We start from the raw sequence: 21,434 nt of genomic DNA on the forward strand, positions 1-21,434 counted from the left end.
GGGATGGCGCCTGGCGCAGACAGTTCACCCCCGCGGGCTGCGGCAAGAGAACCGTTTCGGGATACGACTGGAGGACCTCGGAAGGTGCTTCCGGTCGATGACCCGCGCGCCTGCTTGAGCCCGATCGCAGGATCCACGAAAGTTGGAGGGTGAATGACCGTGACGACCCGGCCGCCGAAGGGATAGCGGGCGAAGAATTGCCCGCTGACTTCGCCGCCGCCCTTGAAGCGTTCGGCCGGTACCTGCAGGCTGAACGGGCACGGTCGGAACACACGATCCGTGCCTATCTGGGCGACGTGGCGAATCTGCTGGGCTTCGCCGCCACCGGATCGGGGCAGCACTTGGCGGACATCAACCTGTCCGTGCTGAGGGCCTGGCTGGGGAGCATGAACACGGCCGGCATGGCCCGGGCGACACTGGCGAGGCGGGCCGCCGCTGCCCGGACGTTCATGGCATGGGCGTTCCGGGAAGAGCTGATCGCGGAGAATCCTTCGCAGCGATTGAAGGCCCCGCGACGCCAGTCGGCGCTGCCGGAGGTGCTCCAGCGGCGCCAGATGGAGCAGCTCTTCGAAGCGCTGTCGGAGCAGGCCGCGAAAGGCGATCCGGTGGCGCTGCGGGACCGGGCCATGGTCGAGCTGCTCTATGCCACGGGCATCCGGGTCAGCGAGCTGGCCGGCTTGGACGTGGACGACGTCGACCACGAGCGTCGTGCGGTTCGGGTCCTGGGCAAGGGCAATAAGGAGCGTATCGTTCCCTTCGGTATCCCGGCGGGGACGGCCCTGGACGACTGGCTCCGGCGCGGGCGCGGACGGCTGGCGGTCGCGGCCAGCGGCCCGGCGCTCTTCCTGGGCCGGCGGGGGAGCCGGATCGACCCGCGGCAGGTCCGATCCGTGGCCGCCCGGTTATTGGCAGCGGTTCCCGACACGGCGGCCAGCGGGCCCCACGCCCTGCGGCACAGCGCGGCCACGCACCTGCTCGACGGCGGTGCGGATCTTCGTGCCGTGCAGGAGATTCTGGGGCACACCTCGCTCGCAACCACCCAGCTCTACACCCACGTTTCGGTGGAACGGCTGAACTCCAGCTACCGGCAGGCCCACCCCCGGGCCTAATGCGAGTCCATTTCGGGGCGCGAGTGGAGTTACAGTGGCGCAATTTTAGGACATGCGGCAGAATGAGTCGGGAATCAAACGATTTGACGAAATAGAGTTCCCGTAGCTGCTGCTATCGGGACGAATACGGTACCGCACCAGAATTCTATCCGCGGGCTGAAGGTCGTTGGGGAAGACGTACCTACAGCAAATGGAGGATGGGATGTCTGTTGTGATGACGCGTGGTGTGTTATTCGTGCACTCGGCGCCGACCGCGTTATGCCCGCATATCGAGTGGGCCATCGGGTCGGTGGTTGACAAGCGCACGGATCTTGAGTGGACGCAGCAGCCTGCTGCACCCGGGATGTACCGCGCGGAATTGTCGTGGGTTGGCGCCCAGGGTACCGGAGCGCAGCTGGCTTCCGCGTTGCGGGGCTGGGCCCACCTGCGTTACGAAGTGACGGAAGAGCCGAGCGCGGGTGTGGACGGCGGGCGCTGGTCGCACACCCCCGAACTCGGTATTTTCCATGCCGTCACGGACGTCCACGGCAACATCATGGTCTCGGAAGACCGCATCCGCTACGCCTACGAATCGGGCGCGGGCGATCCGGCGGCCGTTTACCACGAGCTCTCGCTGGCACTCGGCGAGGCGTGGGACGAAGAACTTGAGCCGTTCCGGCACGCCGCCGAAGGCGCGCCGGTACGTTGGCTCCACCAGGTGGGCTGAGCCACCGGCGGAGCTTTTCGCATCCTCCCTTAAACAACGATGAGGCGGCCGGGCTTTGAGCCCGGGCGCCGCAACGTGCCCCAACGCCCGGGCGGGCGGTGCGGTCAGGCGTTGCGGAAAACGACGACGGCGGTGTGGCCGCCGAAGCCGAAGGAGTTGTTCAGCGCGACGACGTCACCGGCCGGCATGTCCCGGACCGACGTAACGACGTCCAGGGGAATATCGGGGTCCTGGCTTTCCAGGTTGATGGTGACCGGCATCTTCCGCTCGTAGATGGCCATGACGGTCAGCACCGATTCGACGGCGCCGGAAGCGCCCAGCAGGTGGCCGGTCTGCGACTTGGTGGCCGAGACCGCGACGTTGTCCACATGGTTCCCCAGGGCGGCCTTGAGGGCCGTGTACTCGGGCTTGTCGCCGACAGGCGTCGAGGTGGCGTGTGCATTGACGTGCACGACGTCGGTGGCCTGGGCCCGCGCGTCAAAGAGGGCAGCCTTGAGCGCCCGGGTAGCGCCCAGGCCTTCGGGATCGGGGGCGGTGATGTGGTAGGCGTCCGCGGTCACGCCGGAGCCGGCCAGCTCGGCGTAGATGCGGGCGCCGCGGGCCAGCGCATGTTCTTCGGCCTCGAGGACGAGGGCGCCTGCGCCTTCGCCCATTACGAAGCCGTCGCGGTCGATGTCGTAGGGACGGGAGGCGTGCTCCGGATCGTCATTCCGCCTGGACAGCGCCTGCATGGCGCTGAAAGCGGCGATCGGCATCGGGTGGATGGCGGCCTCGGCGCCACCCGTCATGACAACGTCAGCCTTGCCGGCCCGGATGAGGTCGATACCCATCGACATGGCTTCCGTTCCGGAGGCGCAGGCCGAGACGGGCGTGTGGGCACCGGCCCGGGCACCGAGATCCATGCTGACGGCAGCGGCCGGGCCGTTCGGCATCAGCATCGGCACGGTCATCGGGAGCACCCGGCGCGGGCCGCGTTCGCGCAATGTATCCCAGGCGTCGAGGAGGGTCCAGACACCGCCGATGCCGGTCGCAAAGGCAACAGCCAGCCGGTCATGGTCGATGTCCTCGATGCCCGAGTCCTTCCATGCCTCGCGCGCCGCGACGACGGCGAACTGGGTGGACGGATCCATGCGCTTGGCTTCGACCCGGCTGAGGACCTCGTCGGGCTTGTTGCTCGCCCGGCAGGCAAAGGTCACCGGCAGTTCGTACCGGGCAACCCACTCGTCCTCAAGCGTGCGGGCTCCCGAAACACCCTTGAGCGAATTCTGCCAGGTGGTGGGGACGTCGCCGCCGATGGGCGTAGTGGCGCCTAGGCCGGTGATGACTACTTTGCGTGCCATGTACTCAATCTCTCAGGGGGATGGGCGGAAAAAGCAATGGGCGGCGGCCGGAACTGCTGTAGCGGGTGTCCGGCCGCCGGCTTCCCTGCGGGAGGCTAGGCCTGGGCCTTGGCGATGAAGTCGACGGCGTCGCCAACGGTCTTGAGGTTCTTGACCTCTTCGTCCGGAATGCGGACACCGAACTTTTCCTCGGCGTTGACGACGATGGTCATCATGGAGATGGAGTCGATGTCCAGGTCGTCGGTGAAGGACTTGTCCAGTTCGACCGCTTCGGGAGCCAGGCCGGTCTCCTCGTTCACGATCTCTGCCAGTCCTGCCAGGATTTCTTCGTTGCTAGCCATGGAAGGCTCCTTTTCTTGTAGCCGGCGCGCTGTCCGGCGTGGGTTGTCAAACCGCAGACTGCGGTTTGGATCGGCAAACTTTTCCTTGCTGTGCCGCGACGCTGCGATATTACGGCAGAACCACGACCTGTGCACCGAAGACCAGGCCTGCGCCGAAACCAATCTGGAGGGCAAGCCCCCCGCTGAGTTCCGGGTGTTCCTCGAGCAGCCGGTGCGTAGCCAAGGGGATCGACGCCGCCGACGTGTTGCCGGCTTCGGCGATGTCGCGGGCCACCACGACATTCTCCGGCAGCTTCAGCTGCTTGACCATTTCGTCGATGATGCGCATGTTCGCCTGGTGGGGGACGAACGCTGCGAGGTCGCCGGGTTCGACGCCGGCGGCCTCCAGTGCGCGCTTGGCCACCTTGGCCATTTCCCAGACGGCCCAGCGGAAGACGGACTGGCCGTCCTGCCGGAGGGTCGGCCAGAGCTTGTGGTCCGGCTCGCCGCGTTCGGCCACGGCGGCACTGAGCGACCCGGCTGCTTCGGCGGCGAGGGAGAGCTCCCGGACCTCGTTCAGCGAGTGGGTCATGCTGATGACGTCCCACTTGCTTCCGTCGGAGCCCCAGACCGAGGGGCCGATGCCCGGCGTGTCGGATGGGCCGATCACTACGGCGCCGGCGCCGTCACCGAGCAGGAACGAGATCGTGCGTTCGGTGTTGTCGATCACATCGGAGAGCTTTTCGGCGCCCACGACCAGCACGTACTCGGCCGCTCCTGAACGGACCAGTGCGTCGGCCTGGGCGATGCCGTAGCAGTAGCCGGCGCAGGCGGCCGAAATATCGAAGGCCGGAGCAGGCGTCGCGCCGACGCGGTCGGCCAGGGCAGCCGCCGCCGAGGGCGTGGCGTAGGGGTGCGACACCGTGGAGACGATGACGGCACCCAGCTGGGACCCCTCGATTCCGGCCTTCGCCAGAGCCTCGGTGGCAGCGCCTTCTGCCATGTCCAGCAGCGATGTATCCGCTCCGGCGCGGTGGCGGGTGACGATGCCGGTGCGCTGGCGGATCCACTCGTCGGAGGAGTCGATCCACTGGCAGACATCTTCGTTGGTGACGACGACGTCCGGACGGTAAGCACCGTATCCGAGGATGCGTGAATGATCGCGCAGCTGTGACTGGCGCAGGACGGGGGTGCTCACGGGTGGATGTCTCCAGACTTTTCTTCGACAGTTGTTGCGGCCTGGGGCGTTTGCCGCGTGTGCTCGGCCACGAAGTCCCGCGCCGCTTCGAGGTCCTCAGGCGTCTTGAGGGCCAGCGTTGCCACGCCCTTCATGCCGCGCTTGGCCAGGCCCGTCAGGGTTCCTGCCGGCGCCAGTTCAAGCAGGCCGGTGATGCCCACGGAGAGCATCTCCTCCATGCAGAGGTCCCAGCGGACCGGGCGTGAAACCTGGGCAATGAGGCTGTCAAGGTTCTGCTCGCCGCCCGCCACCGGTTCGCCGTCGTAATTGGACAGCAGCGTCAGGGTGGGGGAGGAGGGGGACAGCTGCGGCCGCAGCGCCTCCAGCGCTCCGACGGCGGGCTCCATGTGCGTGGTGTGGAAGGCGCCGGCCACCTTCAGGGGGATGACGCGGGCCTTGGCCGGCGGATTAGCCGCGAAGGCCTGCAGCTGTTCGAGGGTGCCGGCCGCTACTACCTGGCCGCCGCCGTTGGCATTGGCGGGAGTGAGGCCGGCCGCCTCGATGGCGGCGAACACCTCGGCCTGGTCCCCGCCCAGTACAGCGCTCATTCCCGTCGGGGTCTGGGCGGCGGCACGCGCCATGGAGTTGGCGCGCTCACGGACGAAGGCCATCGCGTCGTTTTCGCTCAGGGCGCCCGCGATCGCGGAGGCGGTGATCTCGCCGACGGAGTGCCCCGCGATGACGGTCGACAAGTCCAGCGGGTCATTCGCGGTGAGTGCCTTGGCCGTGACGAGTCCCGCAGCCACGATCAGCGGCTGGGCGACGGCGGTGTCCTTGATGGTTTCCTCATCGGAGGTCGTTCCGTGGGCCACGAGGTCCAGTTGCGCGATATCGCTCAGCAAACCGAGGTGGTCCGCGACCCCGGGAACTTCGAGCCACGGGGACAGGAAACCGGGCGATTGGGACCCCTGGCCGGGGCAGACGATAGCAAGCACGTTATCCAGCTTTCCAAAAAGGGTGCAGTTCCAAGGGTGTTTCGGCGGACGAAGCTCACCGGGCCGCTTTGTAGGAAGTCTACAAGGCGTCGAAGTTACTGCCGAGTAGGCGGGCGGTCCTGCGTGGCGCGCGAACCGACCAGCCGGCCGACCACGAGGGCCGTCTGCAGGACGAAGGCTTCGCGCGGCAGCAGCGGGTCCCAGCCCGTGACGTCGCTGACCCGCCGGAGCCGGTAACGCACGGTATTGGCGTGGACGAAGAGTTCCCGGGCCGTGGCTTCCAGCGAATGTCCGAGGGCCAGGTAGCTGGAGAGGGTTTCGACCAGGCCGTTGCCCGCGTTGAGCAGCGGAACGTAGATGTGCTTGTACAGGTCGCGGCGGGCGGCCTCGTCTCCGGACATCACCCGTTCGGGCCACAGATCGTTGGCGGCCACGGGCCGCGGCGCGGCGGGCCAGGCCCGTGCGGCGGTAAGGCCGGCAAACGCGGCCTGGGCGGAGAGGCTGGCGTCCACCAGCGAGCCCGACTCCGGGCCGTAGACAACGGGGCCGGGGCCGAAGAGCTCGCTCAGCCTCAGGAAGGCAGGGCCCTGGTCGGAGATCCCGCCGAGGACGAGGATCAGGCGGTCACCCTGGATGCCGACGAGCGTGTCGTCGGCGAAGCGCGACCCGGCGCGGCGCACTTCGGCCACGAATGTGGGGCTGGGCTCGCCCGGCGAGCTGCCTACCATGACCGTGATCCGGCCGGAGGACTTCCAGCCGACGGCGGCGATGCGCGAACGCAGGGCGTCGGAGGATTCGCCGCGCAGGATGGCGTCCACGACCAGGGCTTCCAGCCGCGTGTCCCAGGCGCCCCGGGTTTCCGCCGCGCGGGCGTACACATCGGCCGCGGCGAAGGCAACCTCGCGCGAATATCGCAGCACGGCCTCGCGAAGGCCCGCCTCATCGTTCCCGCCCGCGAGATCCGGCACCTGGTCCTCGACGGCCTCGACGACCACCCGGATGAGCTGCAGGGCCCGTTGCAGGCTGATGGAGCGGGTCAGTTCGGTCGGCGCGGTGCCGAAGACGTCGTTCATGACCCAGGCGGGGGAGGCCGGCCGTTCGTACCAGGTGACGAAGGAGGCGATGCCCTTCTGCGCCACGAGGCCGAGGGCTGCCCTCTCATCCGGGCGCAGGCTGCGGTACCAGGGCAGGTCGTTTTCGAGCCGCTTCAGGGTGGTGGTGGACAGTGCCCCGATCCGGGAGCGCAGCCTGTCCAGGGTGGCGGCGTTGGTCGGGGCGGCCTTGTCCGGCGCACTTTTGGTGCTGCGGGACGCCGCCGGCCGCGCACCGGAAGGTGCAGCGGAGGAATCGGTCCGAGGGCGGGGCATGCATCGAGCATACGCAGTTGCCGGGCCCGGCTCCATTCAGGGGCTTTGTGTGTTTCCTACTAAAACACCGGCCGAGGGTGGCTGCGCCGTGCCGGAAAAAGACTGCGGCGGACACCCGCCAGGGGCGTCCGCCGCAGTCTTGCCGTCCGGGCTAAGCCGGCCGCGAGGTCAGGACTCGCCGCCGGCGTTTCCTGTGGTTCCCGCGTTGACGTCGGTGAGCTTGTAGCGCTCAAAGGCTTCACGCGGTGCGTTCTGGTCCACCTCGCCGCGGCGGGCCAGCATCTGCAGCGCCCGCACCACGATCGAATGGCTATCGATCTTGAAGAAGCGCCGTGCCGCCGCGCGGGTATCGGAGAAGCCGAACCCGTCGGCGCCGAGCGTCGCGAATTCGTTGGGGAGGAACTGGCGGATCTGGTCCGGCACCGACTTCATGTAGTCGGTGACGGCCACGATCGGGCCGGTGGCGCCCTCAAGCTGCTGGGCGACGAAGGGCTTGCGCGCCTCCTGGCCCGGGTTGAGGAACGCTTCCTCCTCGGCGGCCACCGCCTCGCGGCGCAGTTCGTTCCAGCTGGTGACGGACCAGACATCGGCGGAGACGTTCCAGTCCTCGGCCAGGATCTGCTGGGCCTCGAGGGCCCACGGAACGGAAACGCCGGAGGCCAGCAGCTGGGTGCGGGGACCGTCGATCTTGGCCGGCGCCAGCAGGTAGATGCCCTTGACCAGGCCCTCGACGTCCAGTTCTTCGGGCTCGGCCGGCTGCACGATCGGCTCGTTGTAGACGGTCAGGTAGTACATGACGTTGGGATCCGGGTGGTTCCCGCCGTACATCCGCTCCAGGCCGGACTTCATGATGTGCCCGATTTCGTAACCGTAGGCCGGGTCGTAGGTGACGACGGCCGGGTTGGTCGAGGCCAGCAGCGGCGAGTGGCCGTCCGCGTGCTGCAGGCCTTCGCCCGTCAGCGTGGTCCGGCCGGCGGTCGCGCCGATGACGAATCCACGGGCCATCTGGTCAGCGGCGGCCCAGAAGAAGTCGCCCGAGCGCTGGAAGCCGAACATCGAGTAGAAGATGTAGATCGGGATCAGCGGCTCGCCGTGGGTGGCGTAGGACGTGCCCGCGGCCGTGAGGGCGGAGGTCGAGCCGGCCTCGTTGATGCCGGTGTGCAGGATCTGGCCCTGCGGCGATTCCTTGTACGCGAGCACCAGGTCGCGGTCCACCGACAGGTAGTTCTGGCCCTTGGGGTTGTAGATCTTGGCCGTGGGGAAGAACGAGTCCATGCCGAAGGTCCGGGCTTCGTCCGGGATGATCGGCACCACGCGGTTGCCGAATTCCTTGTCCCGCATGAGGTCCTTCAGCAGCCGGACGAACGCCATCGTCGTCGCCGCCTGCTGCTTGCCCGAGCCGCGCTTGGCGACTTCGTAGGCCTTGTCCTCGGGCAGGTGCAGCTGGGTGTGCTTGGTGCGCCGTTCCGGTACGGCGCCGCCGAGGGCGGCACGCCGCTCCATCATGTACTTGACCTCGGGGGAGTCCTGTCCCGGGTGGTAGTACGGCGGGCGGTACGGGTCGGCCTCGAGGGCCTCGTCGCTGATCGGAATGCGCAGGTGGTCGCGGAACCCCTTCAGATCATCGAGGGTCAGCTTCTTCATCTGGTGGGTGGCGTTGCGGCCCTCGAAGTGGGTTCCGAGGCCGTAGCCCTTGACCGTCTGGGCCAGGATGACCGTCGGCTTGCCCTTGAACTCGGTGGCGGCCTTATAGGCGGCGTAGACCTTGTGGTAGTCGTGGCCGCCGCGCTTGAGGTTCCAGATCTGCTCGTCGGTCATGTCCGCGACCATGTCCTTGGTCTGCGGGGTCTTACCGAAGAAGTGCTCGCGCACGAACCCGCCGGATTCGGCCTTGTAGGTCTGGTAGTCCCCGTCCAGCGTGGAGTTCATGATGTCCACGAGGGCGCCGTCGTTGTCCTTGCCCAGCAGGCTGTCCCACTCGCGGCCCCAGACGACCTTGATGACATTCCAGCCGGCGCCGCGGAAGAAGGCCTCGAGTTCCTGGATGATCTTCCCGTTGCCCCGGACCGGTCCGTCGAGCCGCTGCAGGTTGCAGTTGATCACGAAGGTGAGGTTGTCGAGCTTTTCGTTCGCTGCCAGCTGCAGGAAGCCGCGCGAGTCCGGCTCATCCATCTCGCCGTCACCGAGGAAGGCCCAGACGTGCTGGTCCGACGTGTCCTTGATGCCGCGGTTGTGCAGGTAGCGGTTGACCTGCGCCTGGTAGATGGCGTTGGCCGGTCCGATGCCCATCGAGACGGTCGGGAATTCCCAGAAGTGCGGCATGTTCCGCGGGTGCGGGTAGGACGGCAGTGCATGGCCCTCGCGGGACTTCTCCTGGCGGAAGCCGTCCAGGTCTTCCTCGGTCAAGCGGCCTTCCATGAAGGCACGCGCGTACATGCCGGGAGAGGCGTGGCCCTGGAAGAAGATCTGGTCTCCGCCGCCCGGGTGGTCCTTGCCGCGGAAGAAGTGGTTGTAGCCGACTTCGTAGAGCGTCGCGGCGCCGGCATAGGTGGAGATATGGCCGCCGACGCCGATTTCCGGACGCTGGGCCCGGTGCACCAGCATGGCGGCGTTCCAGCGCATCCATGCGCGGTAGCGCCGCTCGATTTCCTCGTCGCCGGGGAAGGCAGGCTCCTGGTCCACGGGAATGGTGTTCACATAATCCGTGGTCGTCACCATGGGTACGCCGACGCTTTGCGCGCCGGCCCGCTGCAGCAGCGAACGCATGATGAACTGGGCGCGCTCAGTGCCTTGGGACTGGATCAGCTGGTCCAGAGACTCCACCCATTCGGCGGTCTCTTCGGGATCACGGTCCGGCAGCTGGCTTGTCAGGCCGCTCAGGATGTGCGAGGTGTCTTCTCCTGCGCTCACGTCCAACCTCTCTGATGTGCAGATTGTGTCTGCGCCTTTTCTGATTAAGCGTCCCGGCCGATGGTACGGCGGGGTTCGGCCTCTTCGCCGGAGGCGTCGGCTGCTGTTCCCTGCGGCCGGTTCCGCCGACGGTACAACTGGTGCAACTCTAACCGTTTGCCTGACCACTATGCAGTACGTGACGGCCTTCACGCAGGTGCGGGACCGCCGTCGGTTTGGACTGCTGCCCGTCATGCGGCTTGAAGCAACCACAAATAGGGTGTTGGCTTGTAATATCCATAACAGCGTCCGTACCGGGCGCAGCGAATTGCAACGAGGAGGAGCACAGTGAGCGAGGCCGAGACCGCCGCGGTTGACAATGTGGCGGGCAGATTGGGTTTCAAAGAAGGGGACCTGATACAGGAGTTCGGCTACGACGACGACGTGGATTTCGATCTGCGCGACGACATTGAGGAACTCACCGGCTCCGAGTTGCTGACGGAAGACGACCAGGAGGCCGTCGACTCCGTCATCATTTGGTGGCGTGATGGGGACGGCGACCTCGTCGACGCGCTGATGGATGCCCAGACCACGCTCGACGCCGGAGGCCAGGTATGGGTCCTCACGCCTAAGTCGGGGCGCGACGGTTACGTACCGCCGTCGGAAATCCAGGAGGCCGCTCCTACCGCCGGCCTGCACGCCACATCCTCCGCGGGTGTCTCCGATGACTGGGCCGCGGCGCGGCTGGTCAGCAAGCGGAACAAGGGGTAGCGCCGTGGCGGAACTCACGGTTGGCCAGACTGCACCGGACTTCGAGCTTTCCAACCAGTTCGGGGAGCCCGTCAGGCTGTCGGCCCTGCGCGGCGAAAAGATCGTCCTGGTCTTCTACCCGTTCGCGTTCTCGGGTATCTGCACCGGTGAATTGTGCGAACTGCGCGATGATCTCGAGTCGTTCAAGAGCGAAAATGCCCGCGTCCTGGGCATATCGGTCGACCACAAGTTCGCGCTCCGCGCCTTCGCGGAGAAGGAGAACTACGACTTCGACCTGCTGGCCGACTTCTGGCCGCACGGCGGCGTCGCCAGGACATACGGCGTGTTCGACGACGAATCCGGCATGGCCACCAGGGGTACCTTCATCATCGACGCCGAGGGGATCCTTCGGCACATCATCAGGAACCCGCGCACCCAGGCGCGCGACATCCAGGAATACCACCGCATCCTCAAGGAACTCTGAGCGGGCCGGCGCATGGACCGCGGCCAATTGCGTGAGGTGCTAGAGCTGCTCTCGGGGCGGCCGCTGGCCGTCCTGACGGGGGCGGGGCTCAGCACGGACTCCGGCATCCCCGACTACCGCGGACCGGGGTCGGTGCCGCGCAATCCCATGACCTACCAGCAGTTCGTCTCCGACGAGGCGCTGCGCCGAAGGTACTGGGCCCGGAATCACGCCGGCTGGCGGCACATGCGGCGGGCGGAGCCCAACGGCGGGCATTTCGCCCTCGCAGAGCTGGAACAGCGGGGCGTGCTGACCGGCTTGATCACGCAGAATGTCGACCGGCTGCACCAGGCCGCGGGAAGCCGGAAGGTCATCGACCTGCACGGCCGCTTCGACCGGGTGGTCTGCCTCGATTGCCGGACCACGGTGGATCGTGCAGCTTTGGCTCTCCGGCTCGAGGAACTGAACGCGGGCTGGATGGCCGCCCGGTCCGATGCCGGGGATGTCGCTCCCGACGCCGACGCGGATGTCTCCGATACCGAGGGCTTTGTGATTGCCGCCTGCGACGTCTGCGGCGGGATGCTCAAGCCCGACTTCGTGTACTTCGGCGAGAACGTTCCCAAGGACCGGGTGGCGGCGGCGTACGCGCTGGTGGACGCGGCGGCGGCGCTGCTGGTGGCCGGGTCGTCGCTGACCGTGATGAGCGGCCTGCGCTTCGTGCGGCACGCCGCCAAACAGGACAAGCCGGTCGTAATCATCAACCGCGGCCGGACGCGCGGGGACGCCCTGGCCACGGTCAAGGTCGAGGCCGGAACCTCGGAATCGCTGCAGGCGCTGTCCGCCGGACTTCCGGAGCCGGCCGAGGCCGCTTCGGGCGCGTCCGATTGGCAAGCTGGTCCGGTTATCAGGTAAGGTATTTCCTTGTGATGTTGCGGCGGATAACGCATTGCGGCACTGTACAAAACATCGCAGCGGGTCTTTAGCTCAGCTGGTAGAGCGCCACGTTTACACCGTGGATGTCATCGGTTCGATCCCGGTAGGACCCACCCGCCAGGACCTCGGAGACGGGGTCCTGTTTGCGTTTAAGTGCGGTGGTTCAGGGTGCAGCGGCCGCCCGTCCCGGCCGCATGCCCTGCCTCCCGGTTGGCCAAGGGACGCCCCGGCTTGATACCAAGGAAGAGGAAGATTTCCGACCTTAGGTTGATATGCCCAAACGCATTACCCGGCCCATAGCCGGAACCCTGGCCGCGGCGACGGCCGCCACGCTCACGGCGTCGTCCGTGGGGTTGGCCGGCGACGATGGCCGTTCCATCCTCTCCTCGACCGCCCACGCCGCCCAGGACGTCGTGGCGGAGCAAGTGGCGGCCGGCCCTCCGGCGGCCGAGGCGAAAGTTGCTGATGGGTCCGGCACTCGGGAGGAAAGATTCCGCGTGGCCATGGCTGAGCAGGCCGAGGCGTCCGGCCAGACGTTCTCCGTGGCGGTCCGTGATGACGCCACCGGCCAGACCTGGACCTACGAGCCCGGGCGGCGCTATATGGAGGCCAGCGTGGTGAAGGTCTCCATCGTGCTGTCGCTGATCCGCCAGGCCACCGAACAGGGCCGGGGGCTCTCGGCCGAGGAAATCGAGCTCTCGAGGCAGATGATCACGAAGAGCGACAATGACGCCACGAACGAGCTGTACGCGAGGATCGGCGGAAACGTCGGGCTGGGCGAGACCTACCAGCTGCTCGGAATGTCCAGCACCGAGTCCGGACCCGGCTGGGGCGGCTCGCTGACCACAGCCGACGACCAGCTGAAGGTCGTCGAGGCGGTCACCAAGGGCGCGGACTGGCTCGACGAAGACCAGCGCGGTTATCTGGTCGAGCTGATGAATTCGGTGGAGGGATCGCAGTACTGGGGCGTTCCCGCGGGAACCCGCGACGCCGCCGTCGCTGTCAAGAACGGATGGCTGCAGGACGAGGACGGTCTGTGGAGCGTCAACAGCATAGGCCATGTCAGCGAGGGCTCCGATGAATACAGCATCGCCGTGCTCTCGGCCGGCAGCGCCGCCATGGACGACGGCGTCTCCCTCGTGGAAGACGTAGCCGAGATCGTCCACGACCTCTAGCAGGACCACCGCGGCCCGCGCACAATGCGGCCAATATAGTGCAACCGCTTTTCCCTCGTGCCGGGGGTCCCATTAGGCTGGACGCAGGAATCCCACTGTCCGGCGCAACCGCTGCCGGACCGCACAGCAGCAATGGAGACTTAATGAGTGCACACATCGGCGTGACCGGCCTGGCCGTCATGGGCGCCAACCTGGCCCGCAACTTCGCCCGCAACGGCTACACCGTGGCGCTGCACAACCGTTCGGCAGCCAAGACGGACACACTGCTGGAGAACTACGGCGATGAGGGCGACTTCATCCGCACCGAGACCCTGGCCGAGCTGGTGGAGGCGCTCGAAAAGCCCCGACGCGTGCTGATCATGGTCAAGGCCGGCGGCCCGGTGGATTCGGTGATCGACCAGCTGGTCCCGCTGCTGGACGAGGGCGACATCGTCATCGACGCCGGCAACTCCCATTACGAGGACACCCGGCGGCGGGAGGCGGCCCTGGCGGAGAAGGGCCTGCACTTCGTCGGCATCGGCGTCTCCGGCGGCGAGGAGGGCGCCCTGCTGGGGCCGTCCATCATGCCCGGCGGTTCGCGCGAGTCCTACGATTCCCTCGGACCGATGCTGGAGAAGATTGCCGCCAAGTACGACGGCGATCCGTGCTGCCGGTGGGTGGGTACCGACGGTGCCGGGCACTTCGTCAAGATGGTCCACAACGGCATTGAGTATGCGGACATGCAGGTCATCGGCGAGGCCTCGGACCTGCTGCGCTCGGCTGCCGGGCTGGAGCCGGCCCGGCAGGCGGAGGTCTTTACCGAGTGGAACAAGGGACCGCTGTCCTCGTTCCTGATCGAAATCACCGCCGAGGTACTGGCCCACCAGGATGCGAAGACCGGGAAACCGTTTATCGACGTCGTTGTGGACTCCGCGGGCCAGAAGGGCACCGGGCGCTGGACCGTAGTGTCGGCGCTGGAACTGGGCTCCCCGGTCTCCGGGATCGCCGAGTCCGTGTTCGCCCGCGGGCTGTCCTCGCAGCGCGACCAACGTGAACTGGCGCAGGACATCCTCGCCGGCCACGAGGACCGGGTTGAGGTGCCGGAGGGCTTCGTCGACGACGTCCGGCAGGCCTTGTTCGCCTCCAAGCTGGTCAGCTATGCGCAGGGGACAGACATGCTGACCGCCGCCGCCACGGAGTACGGCTGGGATTTGAAGCTGGATGAGATCGCCTCCCTGTGGCGGGCCGGCTGCATTATCCGCGCTGAGCTGCTGGACGACATCATGAAGGCCTACGCGGACGAGGACAAGCCCGCGAACCTGCTGTTCGCCCCGGCCTTCGCCGCCGCGATCGCAGATGCCGTTCCTGCCTGGCGGCGCGTTGTCGCCACGGCGGTTCAGCTGGGGATCCCGGTGCCGGTCTTCTCCAGCTCCCTGGCCTACTATGACGGCCTTCGCCGCAAGCGGCTGCCTGCGGCACTGACGCAGGGCCTGCGCGACCTGTTCGGGGCGCACACCTACCGCCGGATCGATACCGAGGGCACCTTCCACACGCTCTGGAGCGGGGACAAGTCCGAAGTATCCGCGGTAGATACTCACTAGGACAAAGTATGTCGTGACCGGGGCCGCCCTTGACGGGCGGCCCCGGCTCCGCCGCGCCCGGAACGCACAGAGTTTGGCTACCACGGAGACTGGATAAGGCAGCAATGAGCACCACGGACATCGCCGATCCCAAGACCGGCGCCCCGTCGCTGCCGGACGCCAAAGAGCAACAGGGCCCCGGCGGTGCCACGGGCTCGAAGGCGGGGACAAGGTTCTATCTCCTGGACGGCCTCCGCCTGGCCGCGGCCATAGGTAGGTGTGCTGCTCTATCACTTCACGTCCCGGAAGAACGTAGCCTGGGGCCAGCCCGTCAGTGAGGTTTTCCGGAGACGTCCGCGGTAACGGCATTCGGCGGTAGAGATGTCAGGCCACGATTTCCCGGACATCTACTGCTGGATTGCGGTAGCGTGCTGCTTTGCCCTGGTTGCCGCTACAACGCTCACTCCGCTCCGGGGAGTCACCTGGAAGTGGCTTGCCCTGGCCGGGTCGTTGACCTATCCGCTGTACGTGATCCACGAGTACTGGGGCTGGTGGTTCATCTCCGTCATGCAACCGTGGCTGCCGCAGCGTCCAACGCTCCTCATCGCGATTGTGCTGTGCCTGGTCTTGGCTTGGGTTATCCACCGGGCGGTGGAACGTCCTTTGGGGCCCAGACCGCGGAGATCCGTCCAAGCCGGTTTGGAATGTCTGCGCGCCGGACCAAAGTGAGCGCGGGCGCAGACGTCAGTCCCGGCCCGGACGTCCGTAGGACTGCTGACGGGGGCGGAGGGAGCCAAAGCGAAGGCCCCGTGCCGCCTTGGTTTAGGGGCGGCACGGGGCCTCATGCTGCGGCTCTCAGATCCACATCGCGGGGTCGATGTACTCGGCCGGATCCACGGCGGGCTTCGTTTCCTTCTGCGGGTCGCGATGCCGGAAAGTTGCCGGGATGCCGGTGATGATCGACTCGGGCGGGGCGTCCTTGACTACGACGGCGTTCGCGCCGATGGCGCTGTCGGCCCCGATGACCACGGGTCCGAGTACCTTGGCACCGGCACCGATGACCACGCGGTCGCCGATGGTCGGGTGCCGCTTCACCTTGGCCAAGGACCGGCCGCCGAGGGTCACGCCGTGGTAGATCATGACGTCCTCGCCGATTTCAGCCGTTTCGCCGATCACGACGCCCATGCCGTGGTCAATGAAGAACCGCCGCCCGATCACGGCGCCGGGATGGATCTCGATGCCGGTGAGGAACCGCGCGAACTGCGAGAGCAGGCGGGCGGGGAACCGCAGCGAGGGATTCGCCCACATCCGGTGGGTGAGCCGGTGGATCCAGATCGCGTGCAGACCCGAGTAGGCCAGGACGTTTTCGACCTGCCCGCGGGCCGCCGGGTCGTGCGACCTCGCAGCCTCGAGGTCTTCCCGCAGGCGAGCTGTGAATCCCATTGCCACTTCCTCTTCGGCGGTGCGACCGCCGGCGTTGCCGTTACGGATGATCAGCCGCGGATGTCGTCGTACAGGATCGTGGAGATGTAGCGCTCTCCGAAGTCCGGGACCACGGCCACAATCAGCTTACCCGCGTTCTCTTCGCGCTTCGCGACCTCCAGGGCGGCCCAGACGGCGGCGCCGGCCGAGATGCCGCCGAGGATGCCCTCCTTGATGCCAAGTTCGCGGGCCGTGCGGACCGAAGCATCGGTCGGAGCGTCCAGCACCTCGTCGTACACCTCGGTGTCCAGGATTTCGGGAACGAAGTTCGCGCCGAGGCCCTGGATCTTGTGCGGTCCCGGGGTCCCGCCGGTCAGGATCGCGGAGTCCTGCGGCTCCACGGCGACGACCTTGAGGCCGGGCTTGCGCTCCTTCAGCAGCCCGCCGGCGCCGGTGATCGTGCCGCCGGTGCCGATCCCCGCCACGAAGATATCGACGGCGCCCTCGGTGTCTGCCCAGATCTCCTCGCCCGTGGTGCGGCGGTGGATGGCGACGTTGGCCTGGTTCGCGAACTGCTGCGCCCAGATCGAGTTTTCCGTGGTGGCGACGATTTCCTTGGCCTTCTCCAGCGCGCCGCGCATGCCTTCCGAACCCGGCGTCAGGACGATTTCCGCACCGAAGGCGCGAAGCATCACACGGCGCTCGGTGGACATGGTTTCCGGCATGGTCAGGATGACCTTGTAGCCGCGGGCGGCGCCCACCATGGCCAGCGCGATGCCGGTGTTGCCGGAGGTGCCTTCGACGATCGTGCCGCCGGGGTGCAGCGCTCCGGCCTTCTCCGCTGCGTCGACGATGGCGACACCGATGCGGTCCTTGACGCTGTTAGCGGGGTTGTAGAACTCAAGCTTGACCGCCACGTTGCCGGGGAGGCCTTCGGCCAGTCGGTTGAGCCTGACCAGCGGCGTGCCTCCGACAATCTGGGTGACGTCGTCGTAAATCCTTGCCATGAAAGGTGCCTCTTCCCGCCCAGTGGGCTTAGTGCAGTGACGTGCCTCGGCAGAGGCCTGCAGGCCACCAAGGCACAGTTGAAGCCAGCCTAGCCAGCGCCGCCCGCGGCCGTTAAGCCGCGAGCCATTGGGCGTAATATTTCCGGGCCTTGGCCAGCTTGGGGTTAATGATCACCTGGCAGTAGCCCTGCTCCGGGTGCTTGGCGTAAAAGTCCTGGTGGTATTCCTCGGCGCGGTGGAAGGGGCCGAGCTGTGCCACCTCGGTGACGATCGGGTCCCGCCAGTCCTCCTGCGCGCGGGCAATGGCTGCCTCGAAGAGATCCTTCTGTTGTTCGTCGCGGTAGAACATGGACGAGCGGTACTGCGTGCCGACGTCGTATCCCTGGCGGTTTAGCGTGGTCGGGTCGTGGGCCGTAAAGAACAGCCCCAGGATGACGTCCTCGGGCACCACCTCTTCGTCGAAGGTGACGGCGACGACTTCCGCGTGGCCCGTCGTCCCCGAACAGACCGCTTCATAGAACGGGTCCTTGGTGTGGCCGCCGGTGTACCCGGAAACCACCTCCGTGACTCCTTTCGTCTTCTGGTAAATCGCGTCCAGGCACCAGAAGCAGCCTCCGCCGAGCACAAAAGTCTTCATGGCTTTAACAATGTCATGGTGTCGCCGAAGATTCCCGAAGCGGCATCCGGCCCGAAATGATAGCGCGGGGGCGCAGCCGTTTGGGGTAGAAAAGGATCATGAACGACGACGATCAAGCGCAGAACGACGCGGACGCCCGGCAGCCGGCCGCCGAAGAACAGCCGGGCGGGACGCCCGTGCTGGGGGACGTGCTGCTCGCAATCGAAGAGCTGTGGCCCCAGTCGCTCTCCGAGCCGTGGGATGCAGTGGGGCCAGTGGTCGGCCGGACTGCGGCCGAGGTAAAGCGGGTCCTCTTCGCCGTCGATCCGACGGCGGAAGTCATCGATGAGGCGCTGGCCTGGCAGGCGGACCTGCTGGTCACGCACCATCCGCTGCTGCTCAAGCCGGTGAATTCCGTGGCGGCCTCGCACTTCAAGGGGGAGGCGGTGCACCGGCTGATCGAAGGTGGCTGCGCGCTGGTGACGGTGCACACGAACGGCGACAGCGCCGTCGGAGGCGTTTCGGACGTGCTGGCGGACGCAATGGGGCTCCAGGGCGTCAAGCCGCTGGTGCCGGCGGAGAAGGGGCTGCCGGAAGAAGGCATCGGCAGGGTCGGGGAGCTGTCGGAAGCGACGACGCTGGGCGACTTCGCCGCCGTCGTTTTCGGTATGCTCCCGGCGGTTGCCGGGGGAGTGAAGGTAGCAGGGGACCGCAACGGGGTGGTCCGCACGGTCGCCGTCTGCGGAGGCGCCGGGGATTCCCTCTTCGACGCCGTCCGCGCCGCGCAGGCGGACGTATACGTCACGGCGGACCTGCGCCACCACCCGGCCTCGGAGGCGCGCGAGGGAGCCGTGGAGGGGCGGCCGTACCTGATCGACGTCTCGCACTTCGGCAGCGAATGGCTGTGGCTGACGCCGGCGGCAGAGGCGCTGGACAACGTGCTGCGCGACCAGGGGTACGACGTCGAGGTCAACGTCAGCGGAATCAACACCGACCCTTGGGACTTCATCCTCACGCCCGGCTGAGCCGGTGGGGCGAGGCGATAGGCTAGGACAATGCCGGCCGAGAGGGCACGGTTCGCATTCGGAAGGAAATCCATGGCGAAGGCACCAGCATCCGAGCAGCTGAGGCTGCTTGACCTTCAGGCGCTGGACAGCAAGTTGACCCAGCTGGACCGGCGCGCCGCCGCGGTTTCGGCCAACGCGGACATCGCGGCGCTGAAGGAAAAGCTCGCCGCCGCGGACTCCGGGCTCGTGGCCATCAACACCGAAGCCAGCGACACGGCCATGCAGCTCAAACGGGCCGAGACCGACGTCGAAGTGGTGCAGGCCCGAATCGACCGTGACCAGCAGCGTCTGGACAGCGGAGCCGGGTCGCCGAAGGACCTGTCCGCGCTGCAGAACGAGCTGGTCTCGCTGAACAAGCGCCGTTCGGACCTCGAGGATGTCGAGCTGGAGGTCATGGAGCGTCTGGAGGCGGTACGGGTCCGCCAGGCCGAACACCAGCAGGAGAACGATGCCCTCGCGCAGGAACTCGTGGCGCTGGAAAAGACCCGCGATGACGAGCTGGCCGGCATCGCCGCGGAACGCAAGGATGTCGAGGCCGCCCGTGCGGAGCTGGCTGCTACTTTCGACGCGCCGCTGCTCGCCGTCTACGACAAGACCCGCGCCCATCGCGGGATCGGGGCCGCGCGGCTGTTCCACGGCAAGTCCGAAGGTTCCGGCATGCAGCTGAGCCCGGGCGACCTGAACGAGATCCGCGGCGCAGCGGCGGATGAGATCGTGTTCTGCCCGGATTCGGGCTGCATCCTCGTCCGTTCGGCCGACTGGAGCTAGTCAGGCGTCACGCCCGCTTGGCGCTTTTCCCCGCATCCGGTCCGCCCTGCGCTTCACCGCGCGGATGAGCCGCCGGGCGCGGACACGGTTGGAAACGGCCGGACGGGGACCGAGCAGGGAAGCCGCGAGGCTGCCGTCCGGTGCTTCCTGAAGCCTGACCCGCCGGCCCGTGGCGACCGTGTGGATGGCCCCGCCGGCGCTGAGCGAGACGTGGGCCTCGTAGAGGCCGGGCTCCAGGCCTGCCAGGGACACTCCGGCGAACCGCTGCGTGGCGAAACGGGCATGCGTGTGGCTCTTCGCGCCGTCGCCGAAATAGTCGGCGGGATCGGTGACCCGGGCCCCGGCCAGCGGCAGGGACCGGACGTGCGCATCTGAGGCCAGCACGAGATAGTAGCGGCCGGATTCCCAGCCGGCCATCGGCGTGCCCCGGACCGCGAAGGTGCCGTCGAAATGGACCCGGTCCCCGCGCGCCCATTGGCTCTTGATCTCGAAGACGGCCTGGTGCGGCGCATCCCCGAGGATCGGGCGCTTGCGGAGCACGCTGCCTTTGCTGTCGGCTGCGAAGGTGACGAGGTCCCCGCCGTCATTGCTTTCCGCGGTCGTCCGTGCGGTGGAGACACAGGCGGCGGTCCGCTCGGCTGATTCCGCCGAGAGGGCCAGCGAGGCCTTGTAATCACCGCGGGGCAAGCCGGCGAGATCCAGTCCGTCGTCGGGCGCCCGGAACTTGCCGAAGCGGTAGTCGCAGAAAAAGTCTTCGTAGTGCGTCTGGTAGATACCGCGGTCCTGGACCTGGACCAGCGGGAATTCGTACCGCCCCGCGTCGCCTTCGAGGACCAGGGACGTCCCGAGGGCTCCAGGCCGGTCCGCGGCGTGGCCGCGCAGGAATGCCACTCCCTGCGGGAAGAACTTCGGGCCGGCCAGCTTGCCGGCCCGGAGTTCCACGACGGCCGCCGAGGAGCTCCGCTGCTTTCGCAGGCCGGCCGCTGCTGCCTCCGGATCCTGCCGGAAGCCGTTGCTGACTTCGCCGTACCGGGGAACGACATTCTCGCCCAGCGCGTACAGCACGGACAGCAGCAGCGGCATGTTGTAGCGGGTGATGTCCGAATGCTCGTTGACGAGGTCGGAATCCGTCTCGATGTAATTGAAGTTGGAGTATCGCCGCAGCAAGGGCAGCGCCGGCTCCACCTGCTCCGCGTGGAACTGGTCCTGCACCGAGCTGAACACATAGATATTCCGGTCGCGTCGGGCGTCCTTGGCCACCGCGTCGGGCAGCAGGCTGTCGAGCAGTTGCAGCTCTTCACCGCTGCCGGTGCGGGTCAGGTGGCGGTGGATGACCGGCCGGTGCTTGGCGGTGTGGCTGCCGATGTAGATCTGGGGAGCGCTGGCCACGATGTTCGGGAAGTCGTATTTGATGCCGTAGTAGAGCGCGGCGAACCCGCCCTTCGAAAAGCCCACCAGCGTGCAGTCTTCGTGGCCGAGCCCCAGCCGATCCAGTTCCTGGTCGATGGCGGCAATCACCGCCCGCTCGACGGAGAAGTCCAGGCCGTTGCAGAGGTAGTAGGAGTACTGGCCGCCGAAATCATCCTTCAGCCACAGCCAGTTCGCCTGGCTGTCCCGCGAACCGCGGCCATCGAACTCGTAGCTGTCGATCGGCCGGATCCCGGCAAACATGACCACCAGATGCCGCCGGTCGAGTTTGGCGGGGCGGCTCTTGCAGTGGACCGTGACGCCCTCGTGGACCAGCGTGTGCTCGGTTTGTTCCCTGGCCATC

At 67.1% G+C, this 21,434-nt stretch carries 19 protein-coding genes and 1 tRNA gene; 10 read left to right on the forward strand and 10 right to left on the reverse strand.

Going from position 1 to position 21,434, the window contains the following annotated elements:
- Positions 1-182: 182 nt before the first annotated feature.
- Positions 183-1,109 (forward strand): tyrosine recombinase XerC, encoded by a 927-nt coding sequence (locus WFH44_RS16320; protein WP_336715216.1) that lies wholly within the window; start codon positions 183-185, stop codon positions 1,107-1,109.
- Between the two features lie 202 nt (positions 1,110-1,311).
- Complete coding sequence (locus WFH44_RS16325) at positions 1,312-1,815, forward strand: DUF3145 domain-containing protein (RefSeq protein ID WP_336714988.1); 504 nt, start codon at positions 1,312-1,314, stop codon at positions 1,813-1,815.
- A gap of 104 nt (positions 1,816-1,919) precedes the next feature.
- Here the strand turns inward: WFH44_RS16325 and fabF are convergent, their stop codons facing one another.
- The 6 genes from fabF to aceE all read right to left on the reverse strand — a co-directional run bounded on the left by fabF (position 1,920) and on the right by aceE (position 9,924).
- A complete protein-coding gene (gene fabF / locus WFH44_RS16330) occupies positions 1,920-3,155 on the reverse strand; it encodes a beta-ketoacyl-ACP synthase II (protein WP_336714989.1) in 1,236 nt (411 codons plus the stop codon).
- Positions 3,156-3,250: 95 nt separating this feature from the next.
- Positions 3,251-3,496: an acyl carrier protein gene (locus WFH44_RS16335; RefSeq protein WP_005266827.1), complete on the reverse strand. Its 246-nt coding sequence runs from the start codon at positions 3,494-3,496 to the stop codon at positions 3,251-3,253.
- A 109-nt stretch (positions 3,497-3,605) separates the two neighbouring features.
- Positions 3,606-4,673, reverse strand: coding sequence for a beta-ketoacyl-ACP synthase III (locus WFH44_RS16340; RefSeq protein ID WP_336714991.1), 1,068 nt, complete (start codon positions 4,671-4,673; stop codon positions 3,606-3,608).
- Complete coding sequence (locus tag WFH44_RS16345) at positions 4,670-5,647, reverse strand: ACP S-malonyltransferase (protein WP_336714993.1); 978 nt, start codon at positions 5,645-5,647, stop codon at positions 4,670-4,672. Before WFH44_RS16345 ends, WFH44_RS16340 begins: the two co-directional genes overlap by 4 nt.
- Before the next feature lie 95 nt (positions 5,648-5,742).
- Positions 5,743-7,014, reverse strand: coding sequence for a PucR family transcriptional regulator (locus WFH44_RS16350; protein ID WP_336714995.1), 1,272 nt, complete (start codon positions 7,012-7,014; stop codon positions 5,743-5,745).
- A 168-nt stretch (positions 7,015-7,182) separates the two neighbouring features.
- The gene (gene aceE, locus WFH44_RS16355) at positions 7,183-9,924 is read right to left on the reverse strand and encodes a pyruvate dehydrogenase (acetyl-transferring), homodimeric type (RefSeq protein ID WP_336714997.1); all 2,742 of its coding nucleotides are present in this window, start codon (positions 9,922-9,924) and stop codon (positions 7,183-7,185) included.
- A gap of 327 nt (positions 9,925-10,251) precedes the next feature.
- On the opposite strand from aceE, the gene WFH44_RS16360 reads away from it, so the two are divergent.
- The 6 genes from WFH44_RS16360 (at position 10,252) to gndA (ending at position 14,804) form a co-directional block, all read left to right on the forward strand.
- Positions 10,252-10,674, forward strand: a complete 423-nt coding sequence (locus WFH44_RS16360) for a DUF3052 domain-containing protein (protein ID WP_336714999.1) — start codon at positions 10,252-10,254, stop codon at positions 10,672-10,674.
- Positions 10,675-10,678: 4 nt separating this feature from the next.
- Complete coding sequence (locus tag WFH44_RS16365) at positions 10,679-11,137, forward strand: peroxiredoxin (RefSeq protein ID WP_336715000.1); 459 nt, start codon at positions 10,679-10,681, stop codon at positions 11,135-11,137.
- A 12-nt stretch (positions 11,138-11,149) separates the two neighbouring features.
- Positions 11,150-12,028 carry an NAD-dependent protein deacetylase gene (locus WFH44_RS16370; RefSeq protein WP_336715002.1) on the forward strand — a complete coding sequence of 293 codons (879 nt, stop codon included), beginning with the start codon at positions 11,150-11,152 and terminating at the stop codon, positions 12,026-12,028.
- Between the two features lie 61 nt (positions 12,029-12,089).
- A tRNA-Val gene (locus WFH44_RS16375) sits at positions 12,090-12,162 on the forward strand.
- A gap of 159 nt (positions 12,163-12,321) precedes the next feature.
- A complete protein-coding gene (locus WFH44_RS16380; protein WP_336715005.1) occupies positions 12,322-13,224 on the forward strand; it encodes a serine hydrolase in 903 nt (300 codons plus the stop codon).
- A 143-nt stretch (positions 13,225-13,367) separates the two neighbouring features.
- Positions 13,368-14,804, forward strand: a complete 1,437-nt coding sequence (gene gndA / locus WFH44_RS16385; RefSeq protein ID WP_336715006.1) for an NADP-dependent phosphogluconate dehydrogenase — start codon at positions 13,368-13,370, stop codon at positions 14,802-14,804.
- An 834-nt stretch (positions 14,805-15,638) separates the two neighbouring features.
- Here the strand turns inward: gndA and epsC are convergent.
- The 3 genes from epsC to msrA all read right to left on the reverse strand — a co-directional run bounded on the left by epsC (position 15,639) and on the right by msrA (position 17,849).
- Positions 15,639-16,226, reverse strand: coding sequence for a serine O-acetyltransferase EpsC (gene epsC / locus WFH44_RS16390; protein ID WP_336715007.1), 588 nt, complete (start codon positions 16,224-16,226; stop codon positions 15,639-15,641).
- Between the two features lie 50 nt (positions 16,227-16,276).
- On the reverse strand, positions 16,277-17,212 hold the full coding sequence (gene cysK / locus WFH44_RS16395) for a cysteine synthase A (protein ID WP_336715008.1): 936 nt from the start codon (positions 17,210-17,212) through the stop codon (positions 16,277-16,279).
- Between the two features lie 112 nt (positions 17,213-17,324).
- Positions 17,325-17,849, reverse strand: coding sequence for a peptide-methionine (S)-S-oxide reductase MsrA (msrA, locus tag WFH44_RS16400; protein WP_336715009.1), 525 nt, complete (start codon positions 17,847-17,849; stop codon positions 17,325-17,327).
- A gap of 98 nt (positions 17,850-17,947) precedes the next feature.
- Here msrA and WFH44_RS16405 point away from each other — a divergent pair, with 98 nt between their 5' ends.
- Together WFH44_RS16405 and WFH44_RS16410 are read left to right on the forward strand one after the other, a co-directional pair.
- Positions 17,948-18,853, forward strand: a complete 906-nt coding sequence (locus WFH44_RS16405; protein ID WP_336715010.1) for a Nif3-like dinuclear metal center hexameric protein — start codon at positions 17,948-17,950, stop codon at positions 18,851-18,853.
- A 72-nt stretch (positions 18,854-18,925) separates the two neighbouring features.
- A complete protein-coding gene (locus WFH44_RS16410) occupies positions 18,926-19,663 on the forward strand; it encodes a zinc ribbon domain-containing protein (RefSeq protein ID WP_336715011.1) in 738 nt (245 codons plus the stop codon).
- Here WFH44_RS16410 and WFH44_RS16415 read toward each other — a convergent pair whose 3' ends face one another.
- Positions 19,664-21,433, reverse strand: coding sequence for an accessory Sec system protein Asp2 (locus tag WFH44_RS16415; protein ID WP_336715013.1), 1,770 nt, complete (start codon positions 21,431-21,433; stop codon positions 19,664-19,666).
- Between the last annotated feature and the right edge of the window lies 1 nt (position 21,434).

The sequence above is a fragment of the Arthrobacter sp. USHLN218 genome (genome assembly GCF_037144715.1).
GTDB lineage: Bacteria > Actinomycetota > Actinomycetes > Actinomycetales > Micrococcaceae > Crystallibacter.

Excerpts from the sequence above, each read along its gene's own strand:
- WFH44_RS16325 (WP_336714988.1), top strand. The coding sequence starts at position 1,312 with ATGTCTGTTGTGATGACGCGTGGTGTGTTATTCGTGCACTCGGCGCCG.
- fabF (WP_336714989.1), bottom strand. The coding sequence starts at position 3,155 with ATGGCACGCAAAGTAGTCATCACCGGCCTAGGCGCCACTACGCCCATC.
- WFH44_RS16335 (WP_005266827.1), bottom strand. The coding sequence starts at position 3,496 with ATGGCTAGCAACGAAGAAATCCTGGCAGGACTGGCAGAGATCGTGAAC.
- WFH44_RS16350 (WP_336714995.1), bottom strand. The coding sequence starts at position 7,014 with ATGCCCCGCCCTCGGACCGATTCCTCCGCTGCACCTTCCGGTGCGCGG.
- WFH44_RS16370 (WP_336715002.1), top strand. The coding sequence starts at position 11,150 with ATGGACCGCGGCCAATTGCGTGAGGTGCTAGAGCTGCTCTCGGGGCGG.
- WFH44_RS16380 (WP_336715005.1), top strand. The coding sequence starts at position 12,322 with ATGCCCAAACGCATTACCCGGCCCATAGCCGGAACCCTGGCCGCGGCG.
- gndA (WP_336715006.1), top strand. The coding sequence starts at position 13,368 with ATGAGTGCACACATCGGCGTGACCGGCCTGGCCGTCATGGGCGCCAAC.
- epsC (WP_336715007.1), bottom strand. The coding sequence starts at position 16,226 with ATGGGATTCACAGCTCGCCTGCGGGAAGACCTCGAGGCTGCGAGGTCG.
- cysK (WP_336715008.1), bottom strand. The coding sequence starts at position 17,212 with ATGGCAAGGATTTACGACGACGTCACCCAGATTGTCGGAGGCACGCCG.
- msrA (WP_336715009.1), bottom strand. The coding sequence starts at position 17,849 with ATGAAGACTTTTGTGCTCGGCGGAGGCTGCTTCTGGTGCCTGGACGCG.
- WFH44_RS16405 (WP_336715010.1), top strand. The coding sequence starts at position 17,948 with ATGAACGACGACGATCAAGCGCAGAACGACGCGGACGCCCGGCAGCCG.
- WFH44_RS16410 (WP_336715011.1), top strand. The coding sequence starts at position 18,926 with ATGGCGAAGGCACCAGCATCCGAGCAGCTGAGGCTGCTTGACCTTCAG.
- WFH44_RS16415 (WP_336715013.1), bottom strand. The coding sequence starts at position 21,433 with ATGGCCAGGGAACAAACCGAGCACACGCTGGTCCACGAGGGCGTCACG.